Origin of the sequence: Flavobacterium covae (assembly GCF_001534645.1) — a bacterium.
Classification (GTDB): Bacteria; Bacteroidota; Bacteroidia; order Flavobacteriales; family Flavobacteriaceae; genus Flavobacterium; species Flavobacterium covae.
In genome coordinates this window covers 1523605-1547098 of record NZ_CP013992.1, presented here as the reverse complement: position 1 = coordinate 1547098, position 23494 = coordinate 1523605, and the positions used below count along the sequence as shown (strand labels likewise).

The 23494-nt window shown below is 31.8% G+C and carries 13 protein-coding genes and 2 pseudogenes; 4 read left to right on the top strand and 11 right to left on the bottom strand.

The genetic code is table 11. The annotated features are described in order from the left end of the window. Window positions 1–187 precede the first annotated feature (187 nt). From AWN65_RS15200 to purL, 7 genes are all read right to left on the bottom strand, one after another. Window positions 188–1549 carry a hypothetical protein gene (locus AWN65_RS15200; RefSeq protein WP_063744209.1) on the bottom strand — a complete coding sequence of 454 codons (1362 nt, stop codon included), beginning with the start codon at window positions 1547–1549 and terminating at the stop codon, window positions 188–190. 330 nt (window positions 1550–1879) lie between these two features. Further along, on the bottom strand, window positions 1880–2026 hold the full coding sequence (locus AWN65_RS15035; RefSeq protein WP_163444449.1) for a hypothetical protein: 147 nt from the start codon (window positions 2024–2026) through the stop codon (window positions 1880–1882). Continuing rightward, complete coding sequence (locus tag AWN65_RS06880; protein WP_060382492.1) at window positions 2010–2597, bottom strand: zeta toxin family protein; 588 nt, start codon at window positions 2595–2597, stop codon at window positions 2010–2012. The genes AWN65_RS15035 and AWN65_RS06880 overlap by 17 nt, the downstream gene beginning before the upstream one ends. Before the next feature lie 218 nt (window positions 2598–2815). Further along, complete coding sequence (locus tag AWN65_RS06875) at window positions 2816–6478, bottom strand: hypothetical protein (protein ID WP_060382491.1); 3663 nt, start codon at window positions 6476–6478, stop codon at window positions 2816–2818. Window positions 6479–6884: 406 nt separating this feature from the next. Further along, window positions 6885–7208, bottom strand: a complete 324-nt coding sequence (locus AWN65_RS06870; protein WP_060382490.1) for a GIY-YIG nuclease family protein — start codon at window positions 7206–7208, stop codon at window positions 6885–6887. A gap of 888 nt (window positions 7209–8096) precedes the next feature. Then, window positions 8097–8522, bottom strand: coding sequence for a hypothetical protein (locus AWN65_RS06865; RefSeq protein WP_060382489.1), 426 nt, complete (start codon window positions 8520–8522; stop codon window positions 8097–8099). A gap of 115 nt (window positions 8523–8637) precedes the next feature. Next, complete coding sequence (gene purL, locus AWN65_RS06860; protein ID WP_060382488.1) at window positions 8638–12309, bottom strand: phosphoribosylformylglycinamidine synthase; 3672 nt, start codon at window positions 12307–12309, stop codon at window positions 8638–8640. Window positions 12310–12472: 163 nt separating this feature from the next. Here purL and AWN65_RS06855 point away from each other — a divergent pair, with 163 nt between their 5' ends. Next, window positions 12473–15016, top strand: a complete 2544-nt coding sequence (locus AWN65_RS06855) for a T9SS type A sorting domain-containing protein (RefSeq protein ID WP_060382487.1) — start codon at window positions 12473–12475, stop codon at window positions 15014–15016. 360 nt (window positions 15017–15376) lie between these two features. Here AWN65_RS06855 and AWN65_RS06850 read toward each other — a convergent pair. The 4 genes and pseudogenes from AWN65_RS06850 to AWN65_RS06840 form a co-directional block, all read right to left on the bottom strand. Next, window positions 15377–16075 (bottom strand): annotated as a pseudogene (locus AWN65_RS06850) (IS982 family transposase); the annotation flags it as partial. 42 nt (window positions 16076–16117) lie between these two features. Next, on the bottom strand, window positions 16118–17215 hold the full coding sequence (locus tag AWN65_RS06845; protein WP_060382253.1) for an IS481 family transposase: 1098 nt from the start codon (window positions 17213–17215) through the stop codon (window positions 16118–16120). A gap of 66 nt (window positions 17216–17281) precedes the next feature. Continuing rightward, window positions 17282–17425 (bottom strand): annotated as a pseudogene (locus AWN65_RS14560) (IS982 family transposase); the annotation flags it as partial. Between the two features lie 396 nt (window positions 17426–17821). Further along, window positions 17822–18502 carry a Crp/Fnr family transcriptional regulator gene (locus AWN65_RS06840; protein ID WP_060382485.1) on the bottom strand — a complete coding sequence of 227 codons (681 nt, stop codon included), beginning with the start codon at window positions 18500–18502 and terminating at the stop codon, window positions 17822–17824. Window positions 18503–18608: 106 nt separating this feature from the next. Between AWN65_RS06840 and AWN65_RS06835 the strand changes: the two genes are divergently transcribed. The 3 genes from AWN65_RS06835 (at window position 18609) to ccoN (ending at window position 23491) form a co-directional block, all read left to right on the top strand. Then, complete coding sequence (locus AWN65_RS06835) at window positions 18609–20990, top strand: heavy metal translocating P-type ATPase (protein ID WP_060382484.1); 2382 nt, start codon at window positions 18609–18611, stop codon at window positions 20988–20990. 123 nt (window positions 20991–21113) lie between these two features. Continuing rightward, window positions 21114–21302, top strand: coding sequence for a cbb3-type cytochrome oxidase assembly protein CcoS (gene ccoS, locus AWN65_RS06830; protein ID WP_060382483.1), 189 nt, complete (start codon window positions 21114–21116; stop codon window positions 21300–21302). A 2-nt stretch (window positions 21303–21304) separates the two neighbouring features. Then, window positions 21305–23491 (top strand): cytochrome-c oxidase, cbb3-type subunit I, encoded by a 2187-nt coding sequence (gene ccoN / locus AWN65_RS06825; RefSeq protein WP_060382482.1) that lies wholly within the window; start codon window positions 21305–21307, stop codon window positions 23489–23491. The last annotated feature ends 3 nt before the right edge of the window (window positions 23492–23494 follow it).

The following is a 23494-nucleotide window of genomic DNA, read 5'->3' as shown; positions in this document are numbered from 1 at the left end:
TCAAATTTTTAAAATAAAAAGGCACATTCAGAAGTAACCTCACTTTTGTAAAAAAATAAAACAATGACCCATTTTGATTTACAAATTTGGGTCATTTTTGTTTTTTAAAGGATTCAAATGTTTAAAAATAGGTTTTTGGGTCGCAACACGACGCACGTTCCCCTATGATGCTGGTCTTACATTTTTTTTATGCTACTAAAGTTTGCTGTTGTAGATAAATCCGTCTCCCTATTTCTAATGCATTGGCTGTGTGAATGCCAAAGAAAATCCAAAGGATCTCACTTTTTTGGGTTTTGGCTTTGATTTTCTTGAGATGGTAATGTTCCTTCTCCTTGCCAAAACTTCCTTCTAGTCGAGTAGCTCGTTCTTTCTTGATGTGTTGCGCTAAAATTTTGCGTTGTTCTTCATTTTTTCCAGCTTTTCCTTTACGTACAAAATCGGTTTGGATAGTATTGGTAGACGTGAAGGTTCGATTTTTATTGGTAGCATAAATGGCATCGGCTCCAAGTATTTTTACTTTTGTTTTAGTTAAATTCTGAGCGCAAAAAACACTGCTTTGCAGACGAGTTCCTTCGTTGAAAGCTCGATATTGAATGTGTTCGATGAAGTTAATGCCATCGATTTGAATTTTGTTTACTTTGGCTCCAAATTCAACTTGCTTTACTTCTTTCCCGCGAACAATTGGGCGGATATAACTTTTGCTAATACTTACAATCCTGTCTGGAACACTTTTACCAGTTTTAAATATCTGAATTTGTTGTTTGTATACTTGTTTGATAATCAGGCGCTGTTTGCTATATTTTGTAGTGGCTTCAAACGGATTTTGTGCTTCAATACGGCTAAGTTCGCCATTGAGTTTGTATAATAATTTAAGTAAACCTCGGGTAACTTTTGTGCGATGTTTTGATTGTTTTTTTCTCTTTTTTGAATATTGATTGTATCGCTTACACCAATCTAAATATTTAGTTCTTGGTAGTTTTATTTTAAACAAATGACACAAAGCTTCCATTTGCTTATAATTCCACTGTACACACTCCCAAAGCAATTTCTGGTTCGTAGGAAAGCGTACTTCACTCTCGTAACAAGTAGCATCCGTAAGCATTTTATCTAAATCTCCCATATAAGGAATCCAGTTCTTAGCTAGTACTTCTTGAGCTTTGCCAATGGTTAAAGTCTTGGATAGCTCCATTCTGATTTGACTCACGATTTTAAAGTTTTTCAAAGGTTTATCAATCGGAATCAGAATATCACAAAAAAATTGCATAAAGATATTTCCATTGAGAAGTTCAATCAACTTTTTATCCGAACAACCGTAGTAGTTTTTAAGCATCATCAGAGCAATTTTGCCTTTAGGACTAAAATAACAATGAGTCCCTTTTTGAGAATCTTTCAGTTTGAAGGCTTGAGCAAGCTCTGAAAAAGGCATCGAAAGATAAATTTTACCCAAATCTGTTTTTAAAAATTGGGCGTAAAAACCATCAAAATCTTTATTGATAGTAAAAAATGGAATTTGGTATTGAAATTCGCTTAAACGTATTATTTTTGGCATAGCATTTAAAGAAAAACCCCGTTTTTGACTCTTTTTGAGCAATTTCGGGGTTTGTTTCTTCTAAAATAATACTTATTTTGTTGATATGCAAGTGTTTGGGTAATTATGAATGTGCCTAAAAAAACCTAACAATAATGGTTGTTAGGTTTTTTTATTAGATAATTATTAATCTGAATATCATATCTGATAATTATTTAAAAACAAAAATAAAGGAAGAGCGAACCTGCCTTGTCTATAGATTTCAGCCTGAGTCTATTTTAATCTGAGTTTAAAACGATATGAAATAAAATCTTAGATTTTCAGAGTTAAATCATAAAATAAAAATATTTTTTATAATTTAATTTTTACAATTTTATCATCCTTAATGATAACGAGCTCACTATTTCGTTCTTTCTTAAATTCTAACATTTTTTGGTAGGCTATAGCCAATCCTTTTATAATATTGTTACGACGTTCAATTTTAGCTTCTTTGGTCATAAATATTTTTAATTTCGTTGAACTTTTTAAGATCTATGATATTTAATTCATCATTACTTGATTTTTCAGCTATTAATTGATGATTTCCTTCTGAATTATCAAATATAAGGACTTGTTCTACAATAGGTAAATAAATATCAAATAAATTAAAGATACCCTTTTTGTACCTTCTTTCTATAATATATTCAGGTATATTATGCCCTCCTTCTTTTACCCTTGTTTTTACTCTCTCTTTTGCTAACTCTATTGTTCTTAACCAAAAGAACAACAAAGTTACATTATAATTTTCATTCTTAGCCTCAATTATTTTATTTTTATAGCTTCTTGTTGATAAGGTAGTTTCAAAAGCAAAACTTTCATTCTGTATAAATAACTCATTTATTCTGTGAAGCATAATTCTACCCGCTTCAAAGGCTACTTTTTCAGGTTGAAAAGGAGAGAGTCCTTTTGCTATTTCATCTGCATTTACAAATTCTTTACAATCTAAAATTTCAGGCAATATGGCAAAAGATACAGTGGTTTTTCCAGCACCATTACAACCCGAGATGATATATAAATTTTTTTCCGTCATCTATACAAAACTAATAAAATTTTATGAAGTAATATTATTACCTCAAAATCTTAATTTATTGACTTGCCTGTAGATTATCAAAAGACTATTATATAAAAATCTATTCCTATTAATTTAATCTTCTCTAATCTTTTTTTAAAAATAGAAAAATATATTCCTCTCTCTTAAAATAAGTAATATATTAGTTTTAAATAAAATCATTCACATAAAAACTAATTTTAGTCAAACCTATCCTTATATTTTTTAAATAAAGTATTCATTACTAGCAATACCACACCTACGCCCAGTAAGACTAAAGCTCTAATCAGGAAGTCAGCATTTGATAAATCAAAGAACATCAGTCGGATAATACACAAACCAACCAAAGAAAGCGATACATATCGGAAATATTTCTCTTTCAAAGCAATTCCTAAAATAAGCAATCCTAAAGCTTCTAATATCCAGAAGAAGGTTAATATTCCTTTATCAAATGTCAAATATAAAAAGCAACCTATACTTAATGTAGCAGGGTAAATCAACAGGCTGTTTTTTTGTTTAAATTCTTCGGCCCATTTATAACTCAGATATATATAAACAGCTAGTAAAATAAATAGTAACAGATAAAAGATTAAAAATCTAGTTTCATAAAAGTTAAAACTAAAGAAAGCAAGATGCAAATTGGCTAACAAATAATATACAAAATGGATGTTTTTAACTTTGCTAATTTTCTTATAATACAAGTACAGATTTAGTATAGCTACGACACACCAAAAAATAGGCAACCATTGATGTTCTAATTGAGAAAACATAATAAAAGATAACCAAGTGTTTACGATAATTTGATTATACGATTTTTGCGCTTCAACTTTTTCTGTTTTATTTAATAAACCAATTAATACTACCCCAAGGGCAATCGCTCCTAATTGTAAAAACCAATCAATCAGGCTAAAATGATTCCATTTATACACACTATAATATAAAGATGTAGCAATAGAAAGTAAACCAATTGCAGAGATGGTAAAAGGGTGGGTTTTTACTTTGAATCGGGTAATTATAAAATAATTGCTAATTGCTAAAAACATTAAAAATAAAGAAATACAATTGGTCTGTAATTGGATAAGTAATAAAAATAACAGACCAATATTTTGAATATAAGGCAGAACAAATGAGTAATTTTTATCTTCAGGTAAATTCTTATCTGTGATATATAAATACGAGTATCCTAAAGTAATTGCAAATGTTATAAATTGAGATAGGTAAACAAAATAATCATTTGTAGAATTATTTAAAGCTGTAGATACCATTAAAATAATAGCAACTACAGTTAGTGCAAATGAATACACTAAAAAGCGTTTACATTCTGAAAATTTTTGAAAAGCGATAAAGAAAAGTACTCCTAAAGAGGCAACGTATATAGGTAAGTACGTCATTTTTAAACAAGAGATACCAAAGATCAATGTTGTAATAATGATAAACTCGGTATTAAAAACATTCAATTTTTCCCAATTAGGTAAATTGTCACCTATGTTTTTTCTAAATCTTTTTGTAAATAAAACATAGGATTCTATAAGTAGAATTCCAATGCTGATAAAACCTATGTTTGCATTTGAAAAAGCAGTTGTTTTGAAAATAAAAGTTATAGTACCTATGATTATAAATAAAAAGTAGAACAGATATAAAATCGTTTGATTCTTACTGCAAAGATTTTTTCTTTTATAAGAAATCCAAAGAAATTCGTGATTTAATAAAGCAATACCAAACAAACTCAAAATTTGAAGTGTTTCAAAATGAGTTAGATATTTAAAACTAAAGATTAGTAGTAAAATATTTACCCCCATAATTCCGAAAAAGCGAATATAAAAATCGTTCTTGTAAAATTCTTTTTGGTACCAATTTAGGACTATGATACTTAATAAACCAAAACTAAACAGTCCATCTTGATAGGTTTTATCTTGTACTTGAATTAGCAAGAGACCAATTACGATAGTCAGTAAGTAAAAAATAACGCTACCTATTTCAAAAGTTTTAGCCTTAAATTTCCATTTTAAAACAAACCATATTCCGGCAAATGCAATTACAGCATAGTAAAAAGCCTTTCCGTATAAAGCATTGCATTTCAAAACAATAATAGTTGAAACAATCATCGCTAATAGGCCATTGATGCTAATGCTTTTTTCTAGGAAAAGAGAATCAACTTCTAGAAATTCTTTTTTTATCTGAGAAATTATAGGTACAGCTATCGCTATACAAAAGAGTAGGATAGAAGAAAATAAAATATTAAAACTCTGGTTTGGAGCAATACTATTGGTTTCTAATAATAAAAAGAAAATAATTAAAGCAACAACCATAAAATGATTAACACCTAGTAATATTTTATGCAGTAGAACTTCCTTCTCTTTATGTACAATGAATAAACAAACGAGAACAAGACAATAAAGAATAAAAGCAATAATATCAAGTCCTATATTCCAATCATTCAACATAATAATGCTCAATCCGGCTAATATAAAAGAAACCATACCGTCTAAATTATATAACCAGTACACTTTTTTCTTTCGCGCTTTGAGTGCCATAAAAAAGCAAATTAGGGCGCCTAGGAATAATACAACTATTTTAAATTTACTTCCCGTCGCGTGTAATACTAATCCCGTTGCAAACAAAAGCCAATTGGTCAAATGGGTAATAAAGGCAGGTTTGTCAAAATGAGAGTTTTCATAAATGGCTCTGTATTGCATAAATACACAACTACCTGCAACCATAATGATACCTAAAATAGCTAGAATGTTTTCTGTAGTGGTTAATTTTGTTCCTTGTGCATTGAACCAAATATCGAATATCACAAAACCAATAATGACTATTAACAAGTGATATTCCCATTTTTCTTTATAAGAAAGAATGATACCTATTGTAACTGTAATAGCTGCTAATAAGAATGTAATTAATAATTTATCTGGAATCACACAAAGTATTAAGATACTCAAGACAACGTGTAGCGATAAAAAAGTTTGTTTTTTAACGATGTAACCTATATATAAATTTAAACCTATTCCAAGACCAATAAACGCATAACCCATTGCTGTATTGGAAATAAAACTTAAAGAATCAATTTGGGAAGCACCAAAACAACTAAATAAAAACAAACTGGCACCTGCGCTTCGAAGCCATAAACCTGTACTTATCCATTTTTCTTTCTTTTTTAAGATATAGTAAGAACCTATCAATAAGCCAGCATATAACCATAAAATTAGGATTCTAAAAAAAGGCGACACTTTCAAAGCGGTATAAATACTTAAGTAACCAATTCCAAGAACCATAATGGCAGTTCCAAGAATTCCTGTCCAATTGTCTGCAAATTGTTTTTCGGCTTTTTTTAAGAAAATTGAAAAAGCACTTTCTTGATAAACTTCCTCTTTAATAGGTTCTTTTGTAAAAGGAACAGTTTCTTTTTCTTCTTCAACTATTTTATTGATAACAGGTTTTGTTGACAATACTTCTTGATCGGTTTCTATTGAAGTTACTTCTGTTTTTTCATCAGGTGTGGCAGGAATAATTGAGGTAATCAACTCGGGAGTTACTTCGGTTGTAATGTTAATAGGTTCAGGCACGACTTGTTTTTCTTCTATAGTATCAGAAGGAACAAATTCAATATCAATACGTGAAACACTTTCAATTTTTTGTTCTTGTGTGACTTCAAAAGGTTTTTCAGTTTCGGGTATACTAGGTGTTGGAGTAATAAAACCGTTCTCAAGTTTGAGCTTTAAACTTTCTAATTCTTTTTTTAACGAATTATTTTCCTTTTTTAATTTATTAATATCAGATAAAGTGTTGTTAACATCTTTTTTTAAGTCACTAGTCTTTAAGTATAAAACTAGAATAAATAGAAACAAAAGTCCGAATCCCATTTTGAAAGTTTTTTGTAAATATAAACTTATTTTAAGTTGCTTTGTTGAGATTCTTAAAAAGATTATGGAAAAATAAATAAATGTTCAGTTTGTCACGAACGCAAGGAGGAGTCGCATAATCTAATTCAAGTATTGTGTTACTCACTTTATTTGATTTCTCCCTTTGGTCGAAATGACAGGCTTACCGAATAAATTTTAATAAAAAAAATCACCGTCCAGTTTGTCACTCCGATGCAAGGAGTAGTCACATAATCAAATTCAAGTATTGTCTTACTCACTTTATTTGATTTCTCCCTTTGGTCGAAATGACAGGCTTACCGAATAAATTTTAATAAAAAAAATCACTGTCCAGTTTGTCACTCCGACGCAAGGAGGAGTCGCATAAAGAATTTAATATTTAATACAGTTATTCAAAAAAATGATTCAAAAACTCAAAGCTAGGGTTGAATTCTTTAATCAATTCTAATTTCTTCTCTCGTCTCCAATTTTTTAACTCTTTTTCTCTTGCTATCGCTTCTTGAACCCAAGTAAATGTTTGGTAATAAACTAAATGTTTTAAGTTGTATTTTGCTGCAAATGTTTTATTACCGATTTCTATGTTTAATCTATGTTGTTCCAATCTGAGTTTAAGATTGTTTGTTATTCCAATGTAAAAGGTCGAACGAAAATCGTTTGTGATGATATAAACATAATATGTATGAAAACCTTTTTGAGGATTGAATGGATCCATATTATAAGTTATTTTTTGTTATTGAGTTTGTCACTGCGGAAGAGGAGTTACATAACCCAAGTCAATTTTTTAAAAGCATTGTGTTTACTTTATGTGATTCCTCCTTGCGTCGGAATGACAAGATTACGAATAATTTTTTTATAGTACATAACCGTATAGTTTGTCACTCCGACGCAAGGAGGAGTTACATAACCCAAGTCAATTTTTTAAAAGCATTGTGTTTACTTTATGTGATTCCTCCTTGCGTCGGAATGACAAGATTACGAATAATTTTTTTATAGTACATAACCGTATAGTTTGTCACTCCGACGCAAGGAGGAGTCACATAATCTAGGTTAAACTTTATTAGCTATGCGTTACTCACTTTATGTGATCCCTCCTTGCGTCGGGATGACAAGATTATGAATAATTTTTATAGTAAATGAATAACCGTCTAGTTTGTCACTCCGACGCAAGGAGGAGTCACATAATCTAGGTTAAACTTTATTAGCTATGCGTTACTCACTTTATGTGATCCCTCCTTGTGTCGGGATGACAAGATTACCGAATAACTCATTCCTGAAAAATAACCGTATAGTTTGTCACTCAGATCTTGGGAGGAGTCACATAATCAAATTTAAGTAGTGTCTTACTCACTTTATGTGATTTGCTTCGCCATTCACTTCGTTCGAGTCTCGTTTCTCGGGATGACAAGATTACGAATAATTTTTTATAGTAAATCACTGTCCAGTTTGTCACTCCGACCTTGGGAGGAGTCACATAATCAAATTTAAGTAGTGTCTTATTCCCTTTATGTGATTTCTCCCTTTGGTCGAAATGACAGGCTTACAGAATAATTCATTCCTAAAATGTAAAAGACACTACTATTGTCTACATTTGAAATTGTTACTATCTTCCTTCCTTAGCCTTTTTTATTATTAAATCCATATCAATTTCCATCAATCTTAAAGCTTCATTTTGCCTATTTAATGAGTCAGTCATTGAGAGTAATGTTGGTTTTGGTATTTTTCCTTTTTTTGCGAATTCGTATAATTCATCTGAAAGATTTTTTTTGTATTCTTCGGACATCATTTCAAGCCAAGTTCCGTAAGTTAAATTTTTTTCAGGAAATGCGATTGCATTTGAAGCACTAAATTCTACAATAAACCCTCGCAGTTTTTCTTGTATGTTTTTTGAAATAGTTTGATTTGATTTAAATAAAATTAAAAGATGTTTTTTCTCGTCTTTGACACTTTTGTCTAAAAAATAAATTACAAAACTTATGATAACTGGAATAAAAAAATACCAAAACTCTGCTGTTTTAAAAATTTCCATAATATTTTTTTAAAGGTTTTTTGCCAATTGTACTTAGCTTAAAAAGTTACGTATTTATTCTCAAATATATAAAATCCCCACAAAAAAAGCGGTCTTACAACCGCTTTCCTTTTATTTATTTCTGATTTTCAATCCATTTTCTAGCATTCACAAAAGCTTCTAACCAAGGAGAAACTTCGTCTTTTTGACCCCTTTCTGGGTAATTCGCCCAGTTCCAAGGGAATATAGAACGTTCAATATGTGGCATCATTACCAAGTGACGTCCTGTGGTGTCGCAAAGCATGGCCGTATTATAGTCAGAACCATTAGGGTTAGCTGGATAGCCTTCGTAAGCATATTTACCTACAATGTTGTATTTGTCCTCACTATATGGTAATTTGAATTTACCTTCACCGTGCGAAATCCAAACCCCTAAAGTCAATCCTTCTAATGAAGACAACATTACCGAGTTATTCTTTTGGATTTTTACCGAAGTAAAGCCACTTTCGTGTTTGTTAGACGTGTTGTGGTGCATTTTACCGTGTACTTCGTGTTCTGGATTGATTAGCTCTAATTCCATTAACAACTGACAGCCGTTGCAAATTCCAACCGACAAAGTATCTTCTCGTTTGAAGAAGTTTTGTAAAGCGGTATTGGCTTTTTCGTTGTATAAGAAAGCACCTGCCCAACCTTTTGCCGAACCTAATACGTCTGAGTTGGAGAAACCACCCACAGCACCAATGAATTGGATATCTTCAAGAGTTTCACGACCAGATATTAAGTCGGTCATGTGTACGTCTTTTACATCAAAACCAGCTAAGTACATCGCATTTGCCATTTCACGCTCTGAATTACTTCCTTTTTCACGGATGATAGCCGCTTTAGGACGCGCAGCTGCTGGAATTTCAGGTTTCATACCGCTGAAATTTTCAGGGAAAACAAACTGTAAAGGTTGGTTTTTGTAATTAGTGTATCTTTCTTGAGCCATTCCGTTTTTAGATTGTTTTGAATCTAAAAGGAAGGAAGTTTTGTACCAAGTATCTCTTAACTGAGCCACATCAAAATTGAATTGGTCATTGAAGTTTTTGATTGAAACGGTGTTTCCTTCAGTAACGGTTCCAATTTTGAATGCTTTTACATTGCGTTTTGAAAAAGCTAAATCGATGGCATCATCTCCTAAATTAGACTGGAATACCAACCCAATATTTTCGTTGAATAACGCTTTTACCGTATCAGCTTCGTTTAATATTGTTAAATCGATGGTTGCCCCCACATTCACATCTGCAAAACACATTTCAAGTAAGGTTGTGATTAAACCACCGCTACCTACATCGTGTCCCGCACTAATGTTTCTTTCCTTGATTTGATGTTGGATTTCGTTAAATGCTTTACGTACATAAACAGCGTCTTTCATCGTTGGAACTTCGTTACCAATCTTATTTAAAATTTGGTAAAAAGAAGAACCTCCTAATTTAAAAGTATCTTGTGAAAGGTTGATATAGTAAATGTTACCACCGTTTTTCTTAAGTACAGGTTCAACTACTTTGGTAATGTTTGAGCAATTTCCCATAGCTGAAATAATTACCGTTCCTGGTGCAATTACTTCATCGTTAGGGTATTTTTGCTTCATAGAAAGCGAGTCCTTACCGGTTGGGATATTGATGCCTAATTCGATAGCAAAATCTGAACAACCTTTTACTGCTTCGTACAAACGAGCATCTTCCCCTTCGTTTTTACAAGGCCACATCCAGTTCGCCGATAAGGAAACCGATTGTAATCCGTCTTTTAAAGGCGCCCAAACTAAGTTAGATAATGCTTCACCAATCGCATTTTTTGAACCTGCCACAGGGTCAACAATTGCGGCTACTGGCGCGTGTCCAATTGAAGTCGCAATACCTTCTTTACCTTTATAATCTAATGCCATTACACCCACATTATTCAATGGTAATTGTAACGGTCCTGCACATTGTTGTTTCGCTACACGTCCGCCTACACAACGGTCAACTTTGTTGGTTAACCAGTCTTTACATGCGACTGCTTCCAACTGTAGCATCTGGTTTAAGTAGTTTGGAACATCAGCAACGGTATAATCAGGATTTGAATAGTTACGATTAATCTTTTTATCCGTCAAAATCGTTTTAGGCGAACTACCAAAGAAATCCTCTAACGCATAATCCATGGGTTTTGCCCCTGTTGTTTTTGATTCGAAAGTGAAACGATTGTCATTCGTTACATCACCCACAGTGTACATAGGGGAACGTTCTCTTTCTGCAATACGGTTTAGAGTTTCGATGTCCTTTTCACCAATGACTAATCCCATACGTTCTTGCGATTCATTACCGATGATTTCCTTTGCCGAAAGGGTAGGGTCACCCACTGGTAATTTATCTAAATCGATATGTCCACCTGTAGCTTCTACTAATTCTGATAAACAGTTTAAGTGTCCACCAGCACCGTGGTCGTGAATAGAAACGATAGGGTTGTTGTCACTTTCAACTAAACCACGGATAGCATTAGCCGCGCGTTTTTGCATTTCTGGATTCGAACGTTGAATAGCGTTTAATTCGATGCCCGAACCAAAAGCACCCGTATCAGCAGAAGATACCGCCGCACCTCCCATACCAATTCTATAATTTTCACCTCCTAAAATAACGATTTTGTCGCCTGCTTTAGGTTCGTGTTTTTTAGCTTGTTCTAGTTTTCCGTAACCTATACCACCCGCTTGCATGATTACTTTATCGAAACCTAATTTGCGAGCCTCTTCCTCGTGTTCAAAAGTTAAAATCGAACCCGTAATAAGGGGTTGACCAAATTTATTTCCAAAATCGGAAGCACCATTTGATGCTTTGATTAAAATATCCATAGGGGTTTGGTACAACCAAGCTCTTTCATCCATAGCATTTTCCCAAGGGCGATTTTCTTCTAAACGTGAGTAAGAAGTCATGTACACCGCTGTACCAGCTAAGGGCAATGAACCTTGTCCACCTGCTAAACGGTCACGGATTTCACCTCCAGAACCTGTAGCGGCACCGTTGAAAGGTTCTACCGTGGTAGGGAAGTTGTGGGTTTCAGCTTTTAAGGATAAAACCGATTCGAATTCCTTTTCTTGGTAAAAATCAGGTTTGTCAGCACTTTTTGGAGCAAACTGAACGGCAGTAGGTCCTTTTACAAAAGCTACGTTGTCTTTATAGGCTGAAACAATTTCGTTAGGATGTGTTTCAGAAGTTTTTTTGATTAATTTGAATAGGGAAGTAGGTTGTTCTTCACCATCAATCACAAAAGTTCCGTTGAAAATTTTGTGACGGCAGTGTTCTGAATTGGCTTGTGAAAAAGCAAAAATTTCAGAATCGGTTAATTTTCTACCTATTTTAGTCGAAAGATTATGTAAATATTCCACCTCTTCTGGACTTAAAGCCAAACCTTCCTGTTGGTTGTAAGCTTCAATATCTTCAATTTCCATAATGGCTTCAGGTTGAATATTGATGGTATAAATATCTTGATTTAACTCCGAGTATTTTTGTAACAACATGGGGTCAAAATCAGCGAAATCTTCGGTTACCCTTTGGAATTCTTCGATACGAATAATTCCAGAGATTCCCATATTTTGAGTGATTTCAACAGCATTGGTACTCCAAGGAGTCACCATAGCGGCACGAGGACCAACAAAAAAATCCGCCAATACGGATTTTTCTATTTTATGTGCGTTGCCAAAAAGCCAATTTAATTTGTTGATATCTTCTGTCGATAATTCGTTTTGCGTTTGTACAGCAAATACAGTGTTGGTTGTGTTACCAAAAAAATGAATCATTGTTGTGTGTTGTTGTGTTTGTCATTGCAAATGTAATATTTACTTTTTGAAAAATGAAATTTGAATTTCAAAACACTTGAAAGGATTTTTGTGCGTTTCGTCGTTTTTTTAAAGTATTAGTTATTATTTTGGTTTATTTTGTGTAAAAATAACAAACAAGATTATGAGAAACTATTTAGTAACAACATTATTGTTTTTAAATTTTAATTTTTATTCACAGTCTTTTATTTTTAATCAAAAATTATATAAGTCAATTGAAAATAAGACTATTAAATTTGATGAAATTGATAGAAGAGTGGAAGAATCTTTTAATAATCGTGATATTAATGCAAAGGGGAGTGGATGGAAGGTATATCAGAGATGGAAATATATGGCAAGTTTTGAGGTAGATGAGAATGGTTATTTACCTAATTCGAGTGCTATTAATAAGATGAAAGTTGAATTTAAAGAAAGCCCTTCTTTAAGTGATCAAGTTTATAGAGAGGCATTAAATAATTTGTGGACACCTGTTGGTCCTTTTACATATACTAATAAAGGTTCTTGGAGTACAGGGCAGGGTAGGGTAAACTGTTCTGTTACGGATCCTACTAATGAAAATGTAATTTATATAGGAGCAGCTACAGGAGGTGTTTGGAAATCTACAGATGGAGGATTAAGTTGGTCTCCTAAAACTGATTTTATTGATTCAATAGGTATTTCAGGATTAGCGATAGATCCTAACAATACGAACGTTATATATGCAATGACAGGAGATGCAGATGGTGCAAATGTAGGATTTGATGGTCTTTATAAATCAAATGATGGGGGTGAAACTTGGATAAAAATGGGTTTGACGGATATAAATTATGGGAGAACAATATTGATAGATCCTAATAATAGCAATGTTGTAATTGTAGGGACAAATTCAGGGGTGTATCGTTCGCAGGATGGAGGGCTTACTTTTGAGCAAACTTCAGAGGAAGAGATTGTTTTTCAGATTGCATTTAAGCCTAATGACTCCAATGTGGTATATGCTTCTACTTCAAATGGGGATGATACTTTTATTTATAAGAGTATTGACAATGGTTTGACTTGGGAATTAAAGAAAAGTTTTGTGGGAGTAAAAAAAATGATTATGGCAACTACTCAAGCGGACTCTAATTATTTGTATTTGTTAGGTGCTAATACATCTGGTGTTTTAAATGGATTTAAAGGGGTTTATTTGTCAGTTGATTCAGGAGAAACGTTTACGCTTAAAAATGATTCAACTAATGTTTTAGAAAGTTACCAGAGCTATTATGATTTAGGATTGGCGGTATCGCAAACTAATAAAGATTTAGTTTATACGGGATGTTTGAATTTATGGGGTTCAAATGATGGAGGAAAAACTTTTACTTCTTTGAATCATTGGGGGAGTGTTTTAGATCAACGATATACACACGCGGATATTCATGATATAAGAACAGTAGGGTCTAATGTGTATGTATCATCAGATGGTGGAATTTATATTTCTAAAGATAATGGTAATACTTTTGTGAATAGAACGTTTGGTTTACAAATAAGTCAGTTTTATAAAATAGATACTTCCCCATCTACGAATTCTAGATTAGTGGGAGGCTTACAAGATAATGGGGGATTTATATCGGATAATGATACTTGGGTTAATTTCTATGGAGGAGATGGTATGGATGCTGCAATAAATCCTGTAATGCCTAATTTAGCATACGGTTTTACACAATATGGAGGAAATTTATATGAATATGATTTTAATTTAAAAGCAGAAGGTTCTTTTGTTGTGAGTCATCCACGGGGAGAGTGGGTTACTCCTCTTGAAATATCAAGTGCGGGAAATATTTATGGTGGTTGGAAAGAAATAGAGGAATTAGAAAATAGGTCTTGGCAACCAAGAACTAATAATTCTAATGGGTATAATATAAGAAATATGAAAGTTAATCCATTATATCCTAATAGGTTGTTGTATTATAGAAAAAGTGCTGCTAATCCTAATTTTGATGAATTAATTTATACAGATGAAAACAAAGATAGTTCAGGTAATTTGGTCCCAAGGGTTATTAATCTTCCTCCTGCTCCTGGGATGTATGCAAAAACTTTAGTAGCAATTTGTTTTAATCCTGTAAATCCTAATATCTTTTATATAATATACGGTTCAAAGGTTTATAAAACAGCTGATTCAGGAAAGACTTGGGTAAATATAACGTATAATTTGCCTTATTCGGTTAGTTATTGTATAGCTGCACAAGGAAATGAAAAAAATTCTGTTTATGTAGGAACAAATTTAGGGGTATATTATTTTGACGAAGAATCTAATTCTTGGAGTCTTTTTAGTAATGGTCTACCTAGAGTTAAGATAACAGAGTTAAAAATTAATACTTCTGAAAATAATTTAACAGCTTCTACTTATGGAAGAGGAATATGGAGAGTAGCTTTACCAAGCGGAACGCTCGCTTTAGAAAATCATGAATTAGATGTGAATAAAGGAGGTGTTTTTCCTAATCCTTCTAATGGTGTTTTTAGATTAAATGTTAATATTAATGAACCTTTAAAAATGGCTATATATGATGTTTCAGGTAAATTAGTCTTTGAAAAATCATTCAAATCTTTAACATCTAATGATGAAATTAATATTTCAGATAATCCTAAAGGAGTTTATTTGCTAGATATAAAATCAGATCAATACACTATTAGAAAAAAGATTTTAATAAAATAAATTAATTTTTAAAAGCGTTTTTTAAGAATAAGTTAAATAGAGGTAAAGACTAATCTCTAATGTAAGATTGTTTTTTGTATATAAATACTTATTTATAAGAAAGGTAAAACGAAAAAAGTTTCCTAAATATTAAGTTTTTTTTGAATTTAAACCCTGTTTTGAGTGAAAATAGCCCAAAACGGGGTTTGTTTTTTATTGTAAGATTAAAGATGTTATAAGTTTATTGAATGTAAAAATGATTTTGAATCTAAATAATACCATTAAAACTTAAAATATACTGGATTAAAAGGTAAAATTCTCGATCTGTTTTTTTTATTTTAAAACAACTCGAACAAAGGGTTGAGTATATAATTCAAGTTGCTAGTTAATTGATTTATTTAATTGCAAGCCAAAGACAAATAATGTAAGTTTTATTAGAAAACCTTCTAAAGTTATTGCATGTATAGTTCTTGGAAACATTTTTTTAATATCGCTTATTGTTGTTTCTACCCTTTTTCTCATTTTTAGTTTTTCATTTTTTTGTTCTAAAGTATCCATTCTTTTAGCATTTGATTTACGCTGAATTTTTAATGAAATACATCTTCTCTCATATACAGCATCCTCTAAACTATAATCAGTATAAGCACTATCTCCATATATTGAAGCCTCTACTGGTAATTTGTCAATCATTTTTCCTAGTGCTTTTGCATCTGCTGTTTTTCCTGGTGTAAAATGAAAAGCTATTGGGATTCCATTTTTTGTGGTAAGTAATTGTACTTTAAGTCCATAAAAATAATTTCGCATACTTGCTGTGTAACCTCGCCATTTTTCTTCTTTGAGGATTTTGCAGTTCGAAATCCTCATATTATTGCAAACAGCAACTGGAAATGAATCTATGATATACTGCATCTCACAGCATAAATCTTTAAAATATGAACTTATTATTTCAAATAACTCATAAAGCAAACTTCCAATTTTATGTAATCTTCTATTAAATCTACTCTTGTCAAGCATCTTTGGTATAAATCCATATTGTTTCATAAACTTTATAGCTGAACTATGATTTCCATAAAATGTAATAGCCACTACTTTACCTGACAGTTGTAAGTTAAATTAAGTTTGTCAGATTGTTTGTTTTTTCAATTCCTGCGGGGCTTTTTCAGATGAAAGAAAAAAATGATTCTGATGCAATTTATTCAAGTTTTTTTCATCTGCCAAATATTTGGTATCTAAAAAAGTTTTTAAAGGAGTTTGTCCATAACAAAACTTACCAGAATGGGGTCTGTTTTGATTGTATTCTATAAGCCAAAGGTCAAGGTCTATTTGAAGTTGTTCAATTGAGTTATAAACTTTTTTTCTAAAAGCTATGGCATAAAATTCATTTTGTATAGTTCTATGAAAACGTTCGCAAATACCATTAGTCTGAGGACTTCTAGCTTTGGTTTTAGTATGATCTATGTCTTCAATAGCTAGATAAAGTTGAAAATCGTGATCTTGTGAACCACAATACTCTGTTCCTCTATCGGTAAGTATTCTAAGTAAAGAAACATCTTGTTCTTGATAAAATGGGAGCACTTTATCATTGAGCATATCTGCTGCTACGAGTGAATTTTTTTGGTCGTATAGTTTTGCAAAAGCAACTTTAGAATAAGTGTCTATGAAAGTTTGTTGGTAAATTCTTCCTACTCCTTTAATTGTGCCAACATAATAGGTGTCTTGTGCTCCCAAATAACCTGGATGAGCGGTTTCTATTTCTCCGTGAGCTTCTTTTTCTTCTTTAGCTTTTTCAATGGCTACGACTTGTGATTCAGTAAGAATCAAACCTTCTTTTGCTACTTTTGTCTCTAAGGCTTTTAATCGCTTTTTAAAGGTCTCTAAATCATTACGAAGCCAAATCGAACGAACTCCTCCAGGAGAAAGTACAATGCCTTCTTTACGCAATTCATTACTCACTCTTTGCTGACCTAGAGCTGGATTATCTGTAGCAATGCTTACTACTTTTTGCTCAATGTAGGGTTCAACACGATTTTTAATAATGGGTTTGCTTCGACTTATTTCTTGAAGTGCTAATTCGCCTCCTGTTTCATATAATTCTTGAAAACGATAAAAACTATCACGACTGTAGCCCATAATCCTACAAGCTTCTGATACATTTTTTAATTTGTTTGCTAAGTTTAATAGTCCAATTTTATTACCTATTATTTTTTGATTTGTTGTCATATTTAATCTTTGTTTAAAATTAATACTTTAATTGGTAACTGTCAGATTAAATATTAACTATTACACATAAAAGCTTGTCGATGACACAATCGCAGTTAAAATAATTTCACTATCGCTAACCTGTCTTCTTATATCTTCTGGATGTTCAATTCCTTTTAAAATATCATCAATTAAACAAAAAATTGATATAATTTTGTCTTTGCAAAGCATTGGTGTTGTTTTTTTGGTTCACAAAACAAAATTACTTAACCTTTGCTTTGTTTTTTATAAATATCAACTAGCAACTTGAATTATATAATTGAAATCATCATTAGTTCGAGTGTGAAGCGCATCGAGAACCAACATTCATTTTTATTGCTTTTGTAGGATAGTGCCTAAATCAACATGCAGTTTGTCTCTTCTATGTAAGGAATAGTCTTATAATCAGAACTATGTGATTTCTCCCTTTGGTCGAAATGAACAAGATTGCGAACTTTTTGGACACTCTCAAGGTTAAAAAAAATATTATGAGGAAGTTTAAATGGTATAAGAATTTTATTTTATTCTATATAAGGATAGTTCTTATATTTTAGATAAAAAAAGTAAAATAAATAATAATTTTAAAGTTTACTCTGCCATTTTTCGTAATTGATTTTTATTTTTAATGGCTATTTTTTTTCCTGATATACTGATTAATTCTTGTTTGTTTAATTCGGAAAGTAATCTGATACAGCTTTCGGTGGCAGTACCTATCATACCAGCTAATTCTTCGCGAGAGAGCTGGATACGAAGTGAACCATCTTCATTGCTACCAAAGGTTTCTTCTAAATAGAGGAGTGTTTCGGCTAAACGTTCTTTTACGCTTTTTTGAGCCATTGAGACCATGTGATCATCAGCCTCTTTTAAATCGCTACATATTGTTTTCATGACATTCATAGAAAACTGATTGTTTTGATTAAAAAATTTTAATATTTCACTTTTGGGAACAAAACAAACTTCCATATCTTCTAAGGCAACAGCACTTAAATTAGCCGGTTCTTCACTAATCATAGATCGCTGTCCTAAAAGTTCACCAGCTTTTACTAGTTTTACAATTTGGTCTTTGCCATTTGTACTTAGTTTGGTCATTTTACAAACTCCATCTTTTATACAAAAGATTCCATTAGTCATCTCGCCTTCTTCAAAGATAGGTTCGCCTTTTTTAATGGTATACGAAGTTTTACATTCGGCCATTCGTAATAATTCGTCCTTTGTTAGAGCCTTCAAAGAACTGAATTGTCTAACGATACATTGTTCACATTTGCTCATATCACAAAATTCAGCGTTCAAAGATATTTAAAGTATGATAAATATCATAGTAAAATTATGAATAAGGAAAGAATTTTGTTAAAGGTTTTAAAGAGCAAATAAATTTATGGATAAAATGAGTTGTTTCCATTGCGGAAATGATATTGTAGAAAGAGAAAAAATTGATTTTGAAGATAGATCTTTTTGCTGTGTGGGCTGTAAAACAGTATATGAGATTTTTAGTCAAAATGATTTGATTTGTTATTATGATTTCGAAAAATCTCCTGGAGCTACCCCACAAGATGTAAAAGGGAAATACAATTTTTTGAATGATGATAAAATAGTTTCCAAATTATTAGATTTTGAAGAAGAAAGGACTCATATTATTTCTTTGTATATACCTCATATACATTGTAGTTCTTGTATTTGGATTTTAGAAAATCTTCAAAAATTAATGAGAGGGATTGTTAGTTCGCAAGTTAATTTTCATCAAAAGAAAGTTAGAATTACTTATAGTCCAGAAATCATTAATTTAAAAGAAATTGTTGAAATACTCAGTAAGATTGGTTACGAACCTTATATTAGTTTAGAAAATTACGAAAATAAAAAACAAGAAGTAGATAGGACTTTAATTTATAAAATTGGTATTGCCTTTTTTTCCTTTGGCAATATCATGTTACTCTCTTTTCCAGAATATTTTGAGGTAGGAGAGTTTTGGATTGAGCAATATAAAGGATTTTTTAGATGGTTGATTTTTGCTTTATCATTACCTCCTTTTTTTTATTCAGCTTCGAGTTATTATATGTCTGCTTGGAAAAGCATTCGATCAAAAATGTTAAATATAGATATTCCTATTGCTTTAGGAATTATAGTAATGTTTGTACGGAGTACAATTGACATAGTTTTTGATTATGGGCAAGGTTTTTTTGATAGTATGTGTGGGTTGATTTTCTTTATGTTATTAGGAAGGTTATTTCAACAAAAAACATATAACTTTTTGTCTTTCGAGCGCGATTACAAATCGTATTTTCCAATTGCAATTACTAAAATTAATACGAATGGAAATGAAGAACCTATTCAAGTATACGATATAACCAAAGGAGACCGATTACTGATTCGTAATCAAGAATTAATACCTGTGGATGGTATTCTGATTTCGTCAGAAGCTTCTATTGATTATAGTTTTGTTACGGGAGAAGCAATACCAATGAAGAAAAAATCAGGAGATAAGGTATATGCAGGAGGAAAACAAATAGGAAAAATTATAGAAATAGAAGTTTTGCATTCAGTTTCACAAAGTTATTTAACACAATTGTGGAGTAATGATGTTTTTCAAAAACGAGTAGAACAAAAATACAAAACAATTACAGATACTATTAGTAAGTATTTTACACCTGCTTTATTATTGTTGGCCTTTGTGTCTTTTGCCTTTTGGATATTCCAAGAACTTTCTACAGCATTTAATGTTTTTACGGCAATTTTAATAGTGGCTTGTCCTTGTGCATTAGCATTAACCGCTCCTTTTACATTAGGAAATGTCCTTCGTATAATGGGATACAGAAAATTTTATTTGAAAAATGCTACGGTTATAGAACAATTAGCAAAAGTAGATACAATTGTTTTTGATAAAACAGGAACCATTACAACGAACAAAAAGACATCTATAACTTATGAAGGTAGTGAATTTAATGATGATGAATTAAAACTTTTAAAAAACGTACTCCGTACTTCTAATCATCCTCTAAGCAGAAGGTTATATGATTTTATTCCAACTCAAGAAAAAATAGAAATTACTTATTTTGAAGAAATAATAGGTAAAGGAATTTTTGCTGAGTTGAATGGACGCTCGGTTAAGTTAGGCTCTTCACAATTTTTAGAACACATGAGTGAAAATACTCATAAGAAAACCAAAGTCCACGTTGCAATTGACGGAGTATATAAAGGAAATTATGTGTTTAACAATCAGTATAGGGAAGGATTAGAACAATTATTTGAAAATTTATCAAAGAGATACAAATTAGTCGTTTTATCAGGTGATAATGATGGCGAAAGGAAAATTTTAGAAAAAATGCTACCTTCTTCTACATGTTTAGTATTCAATCAAAAACCAGAAGAAAAATTGCAATATATAGAAAAACTTCAAAAAAGAGGGGATAATGTGATGATGGTAGGGGATGGATTAAACGATGCTGGAGCATTGGCTCAAAGTAATATAGGAATTGCTATTTCAGAAAATGTAAATGTGTTTTCTCCTGCTTGTGATGGGATTTTAGATGCTACCCAATTTTCAAAGATTGATTTTTTTATGAAATATTCGAAAAATGCGATGAAAACTATTTATATGAGTTTTGTATTATCACTCCTATATAATGTTGTGGGGTTAAGTTATGCTGTAACAGGTAATTTGTTACCTATCGTAGCAGCTATCATAATGCCGTTGAGTACTATTACTATTGTAAGTTTTGTAACATTAATGAGTAATTTTTATGCGTCTAAAAAAGGATTGTAAAATTCAGATTTTAAGGGTTTTATAATAAGATAGAGTGTAAATTTTAAACAAAATAAAGAGTATGATAAAAATCATATTTTATCCCATATAGTCAAGGTAACTTTGAGGTATAAAAATAAAGGTATGAGTATTATTTATTTACTAATCTGTATCAGTATCGTATTAGCTGTTACTTTTCTCTATATATTCATTAGAGCGGTGAAAAGTGGTCAGTTTGATGATGATTATACTCCTTCGGTTCGTATGTTATTCGAAGATGAGCTCAAAAAAAGTAAACCCAAAACAAATATAAATTCAGAAAAACAAATTTAATTATGGAAATGCAACAATTTTATTATGACAACAAAATTGTAAACAAGTTCATATACGCAACCATAGTTTTTGGGGTAGTAGGTATGTTAGTAGGGCTATTGTTAGCAACAATGTATTTATTCCCTAATATTACAGATGGTATCTCGTGGTTGAGCTACGGACGTTTACGCCCTTTACATACAAATGCAATAATTTTTGCTTTTGTAGGTAATGCAATGTTTGCAGGTTATTACTATTCTATTCAGCGATTATTAAAAACCAGAATGTATAGTGATTTTTTAACGAACTTAAACTTCTGGGGATGGCAGTTAATTATTGTTGCTGCAGCCATTTCTTTACCTTTAGGCTATACAACCTCTAAAGAATACGCAGAATTAGAATGGCCAATAGACATTGCTATAGCTCTAATTTGGGTGGTATTTGGTGTAAATATGATCATGACTATTTTGCGCCGTAGAGAAAGACATCTTTATGTTGCCATTTGGTTTTATATAGCTACTTTCGTAACAGTAGCAGTGTTGCATATTTTTAATAGTTTAGAATTGCCTGTTAATGGTCTAAAATCATATTCTGTTTACGCAGGGGTTCAAGATGCTTTAGTACAATGGTGGTATGGACACAATGCAGTGGCATTTTTCTTGACTACACCATTTTTAGGACTTATGTATTATTTTATGCCCAAAGCGGCTAACAGACCTGTGTATTCTTATAGATTATCAATTATTCACTTTTGGTCTTTAATTTTCTTATATATTTGGGCTGGACCTCATCATTTATTATATACAGCTTTGCCTGATTGGGCGCAAAACTTAGGGGTAGTGTTTTCTGTAATGCTAATTGCGCCCTCTTGGGGAGGTATGATTAATGGTCTTTTAACCTTAAGAGGAGTTTGGGATAAAGTACGTACTGATGTAGTGTTAAAATTCTTTGTAGTGGCACTTACAGGTTATGGTATGGCAACTTTTGAAGGACCTATGTTATCGCTAAAAAATGTAAATGCTATCGCGCATTTTACAGATTGGATTGTAGCGCACGTACACGTTGGCGCTTTAGCTTGGAATGGTTTCATGACGTTTGGTATTATTTATTGGTTATTACCTAGATTAACTAAAACGCAATTATATTCTCAAAAATTAGCTAATTTTCATTTTTGGATAGGAACCTTAGGAATCATTATGTATACTTTGCCAATGTATGTGGCTGGTTTTACACAAGCCTCTATGTGGAAACAATTTAACCCTGATGGATCGTTAGTGTATGGTAATTTCTTAGAAACAGTTACTCAAATTATGCCTATGTATGCTATTCGTGCTATAGGAGGAAGTATGTACTTAATAGGGATGTTTGTGATGGTTTATAATGCGTATAAAACAGTTGCTAACGGACAATCAGTTGAAGATGAATTAGCAGAAGCTCCAGCATTAGCCACTATTGCACCATACCGTTTAAAAAATGAAAAATTTCATGCTTGGTTAGAAAGAAAACCAGTTCAATTAACTGTTCTAGCTACAATTGCAATTCTAATAGGAGGTATTATACAAATTATTCCAACTATTGTTGTAAAATCCAATATTCCAACTATTTCAAGTGTAAAACCTTATACACCATTAGAGTTAGAAGGACGTGACTTGTATATCCGTGAAGGTTGTGTGGGATGTCACTCTCAGATGATTCGTCCTTTCCGATCAGAAGTTGCACGTTATGGAGAATATTCTAAATCAGGTGAATATGTATATGATCATCCATTCTTATGGGGATCTAAACGTACAGGTCCCGATTTATTTAGAGTAGGAGGAAAATATAATGACAACTGGCACTTTAATCACATGTGGGATCCTCAAAGTACATCAGCTGGTTCCATAATGCCAGCCTATAAATGGTTGTTTGATAATAAACCAGCTGATTATTCTCAAATAGAGAAAAAAATGGAGGTAATGAAAACGTTAGGTGTTCCTTATACTGAAGAAGATATTAAGAATGCTAGATTATCTATTGAAGAACAATCTTCTAAAATAGAATCCAATCTAAAAAATGATCCTGATTTTGTAAAAAGTTATACAGAAAGTGAGAAAAACGCGAAGATGCGTAGAGAGGAATTTATTCCTATGAAAAATCGTGAAATTGTAGCTTTAATAGCTTATTTACAGCGCTTAGGAACGGATATTAAGGTTAAAAATACTCAAAACTAAGAA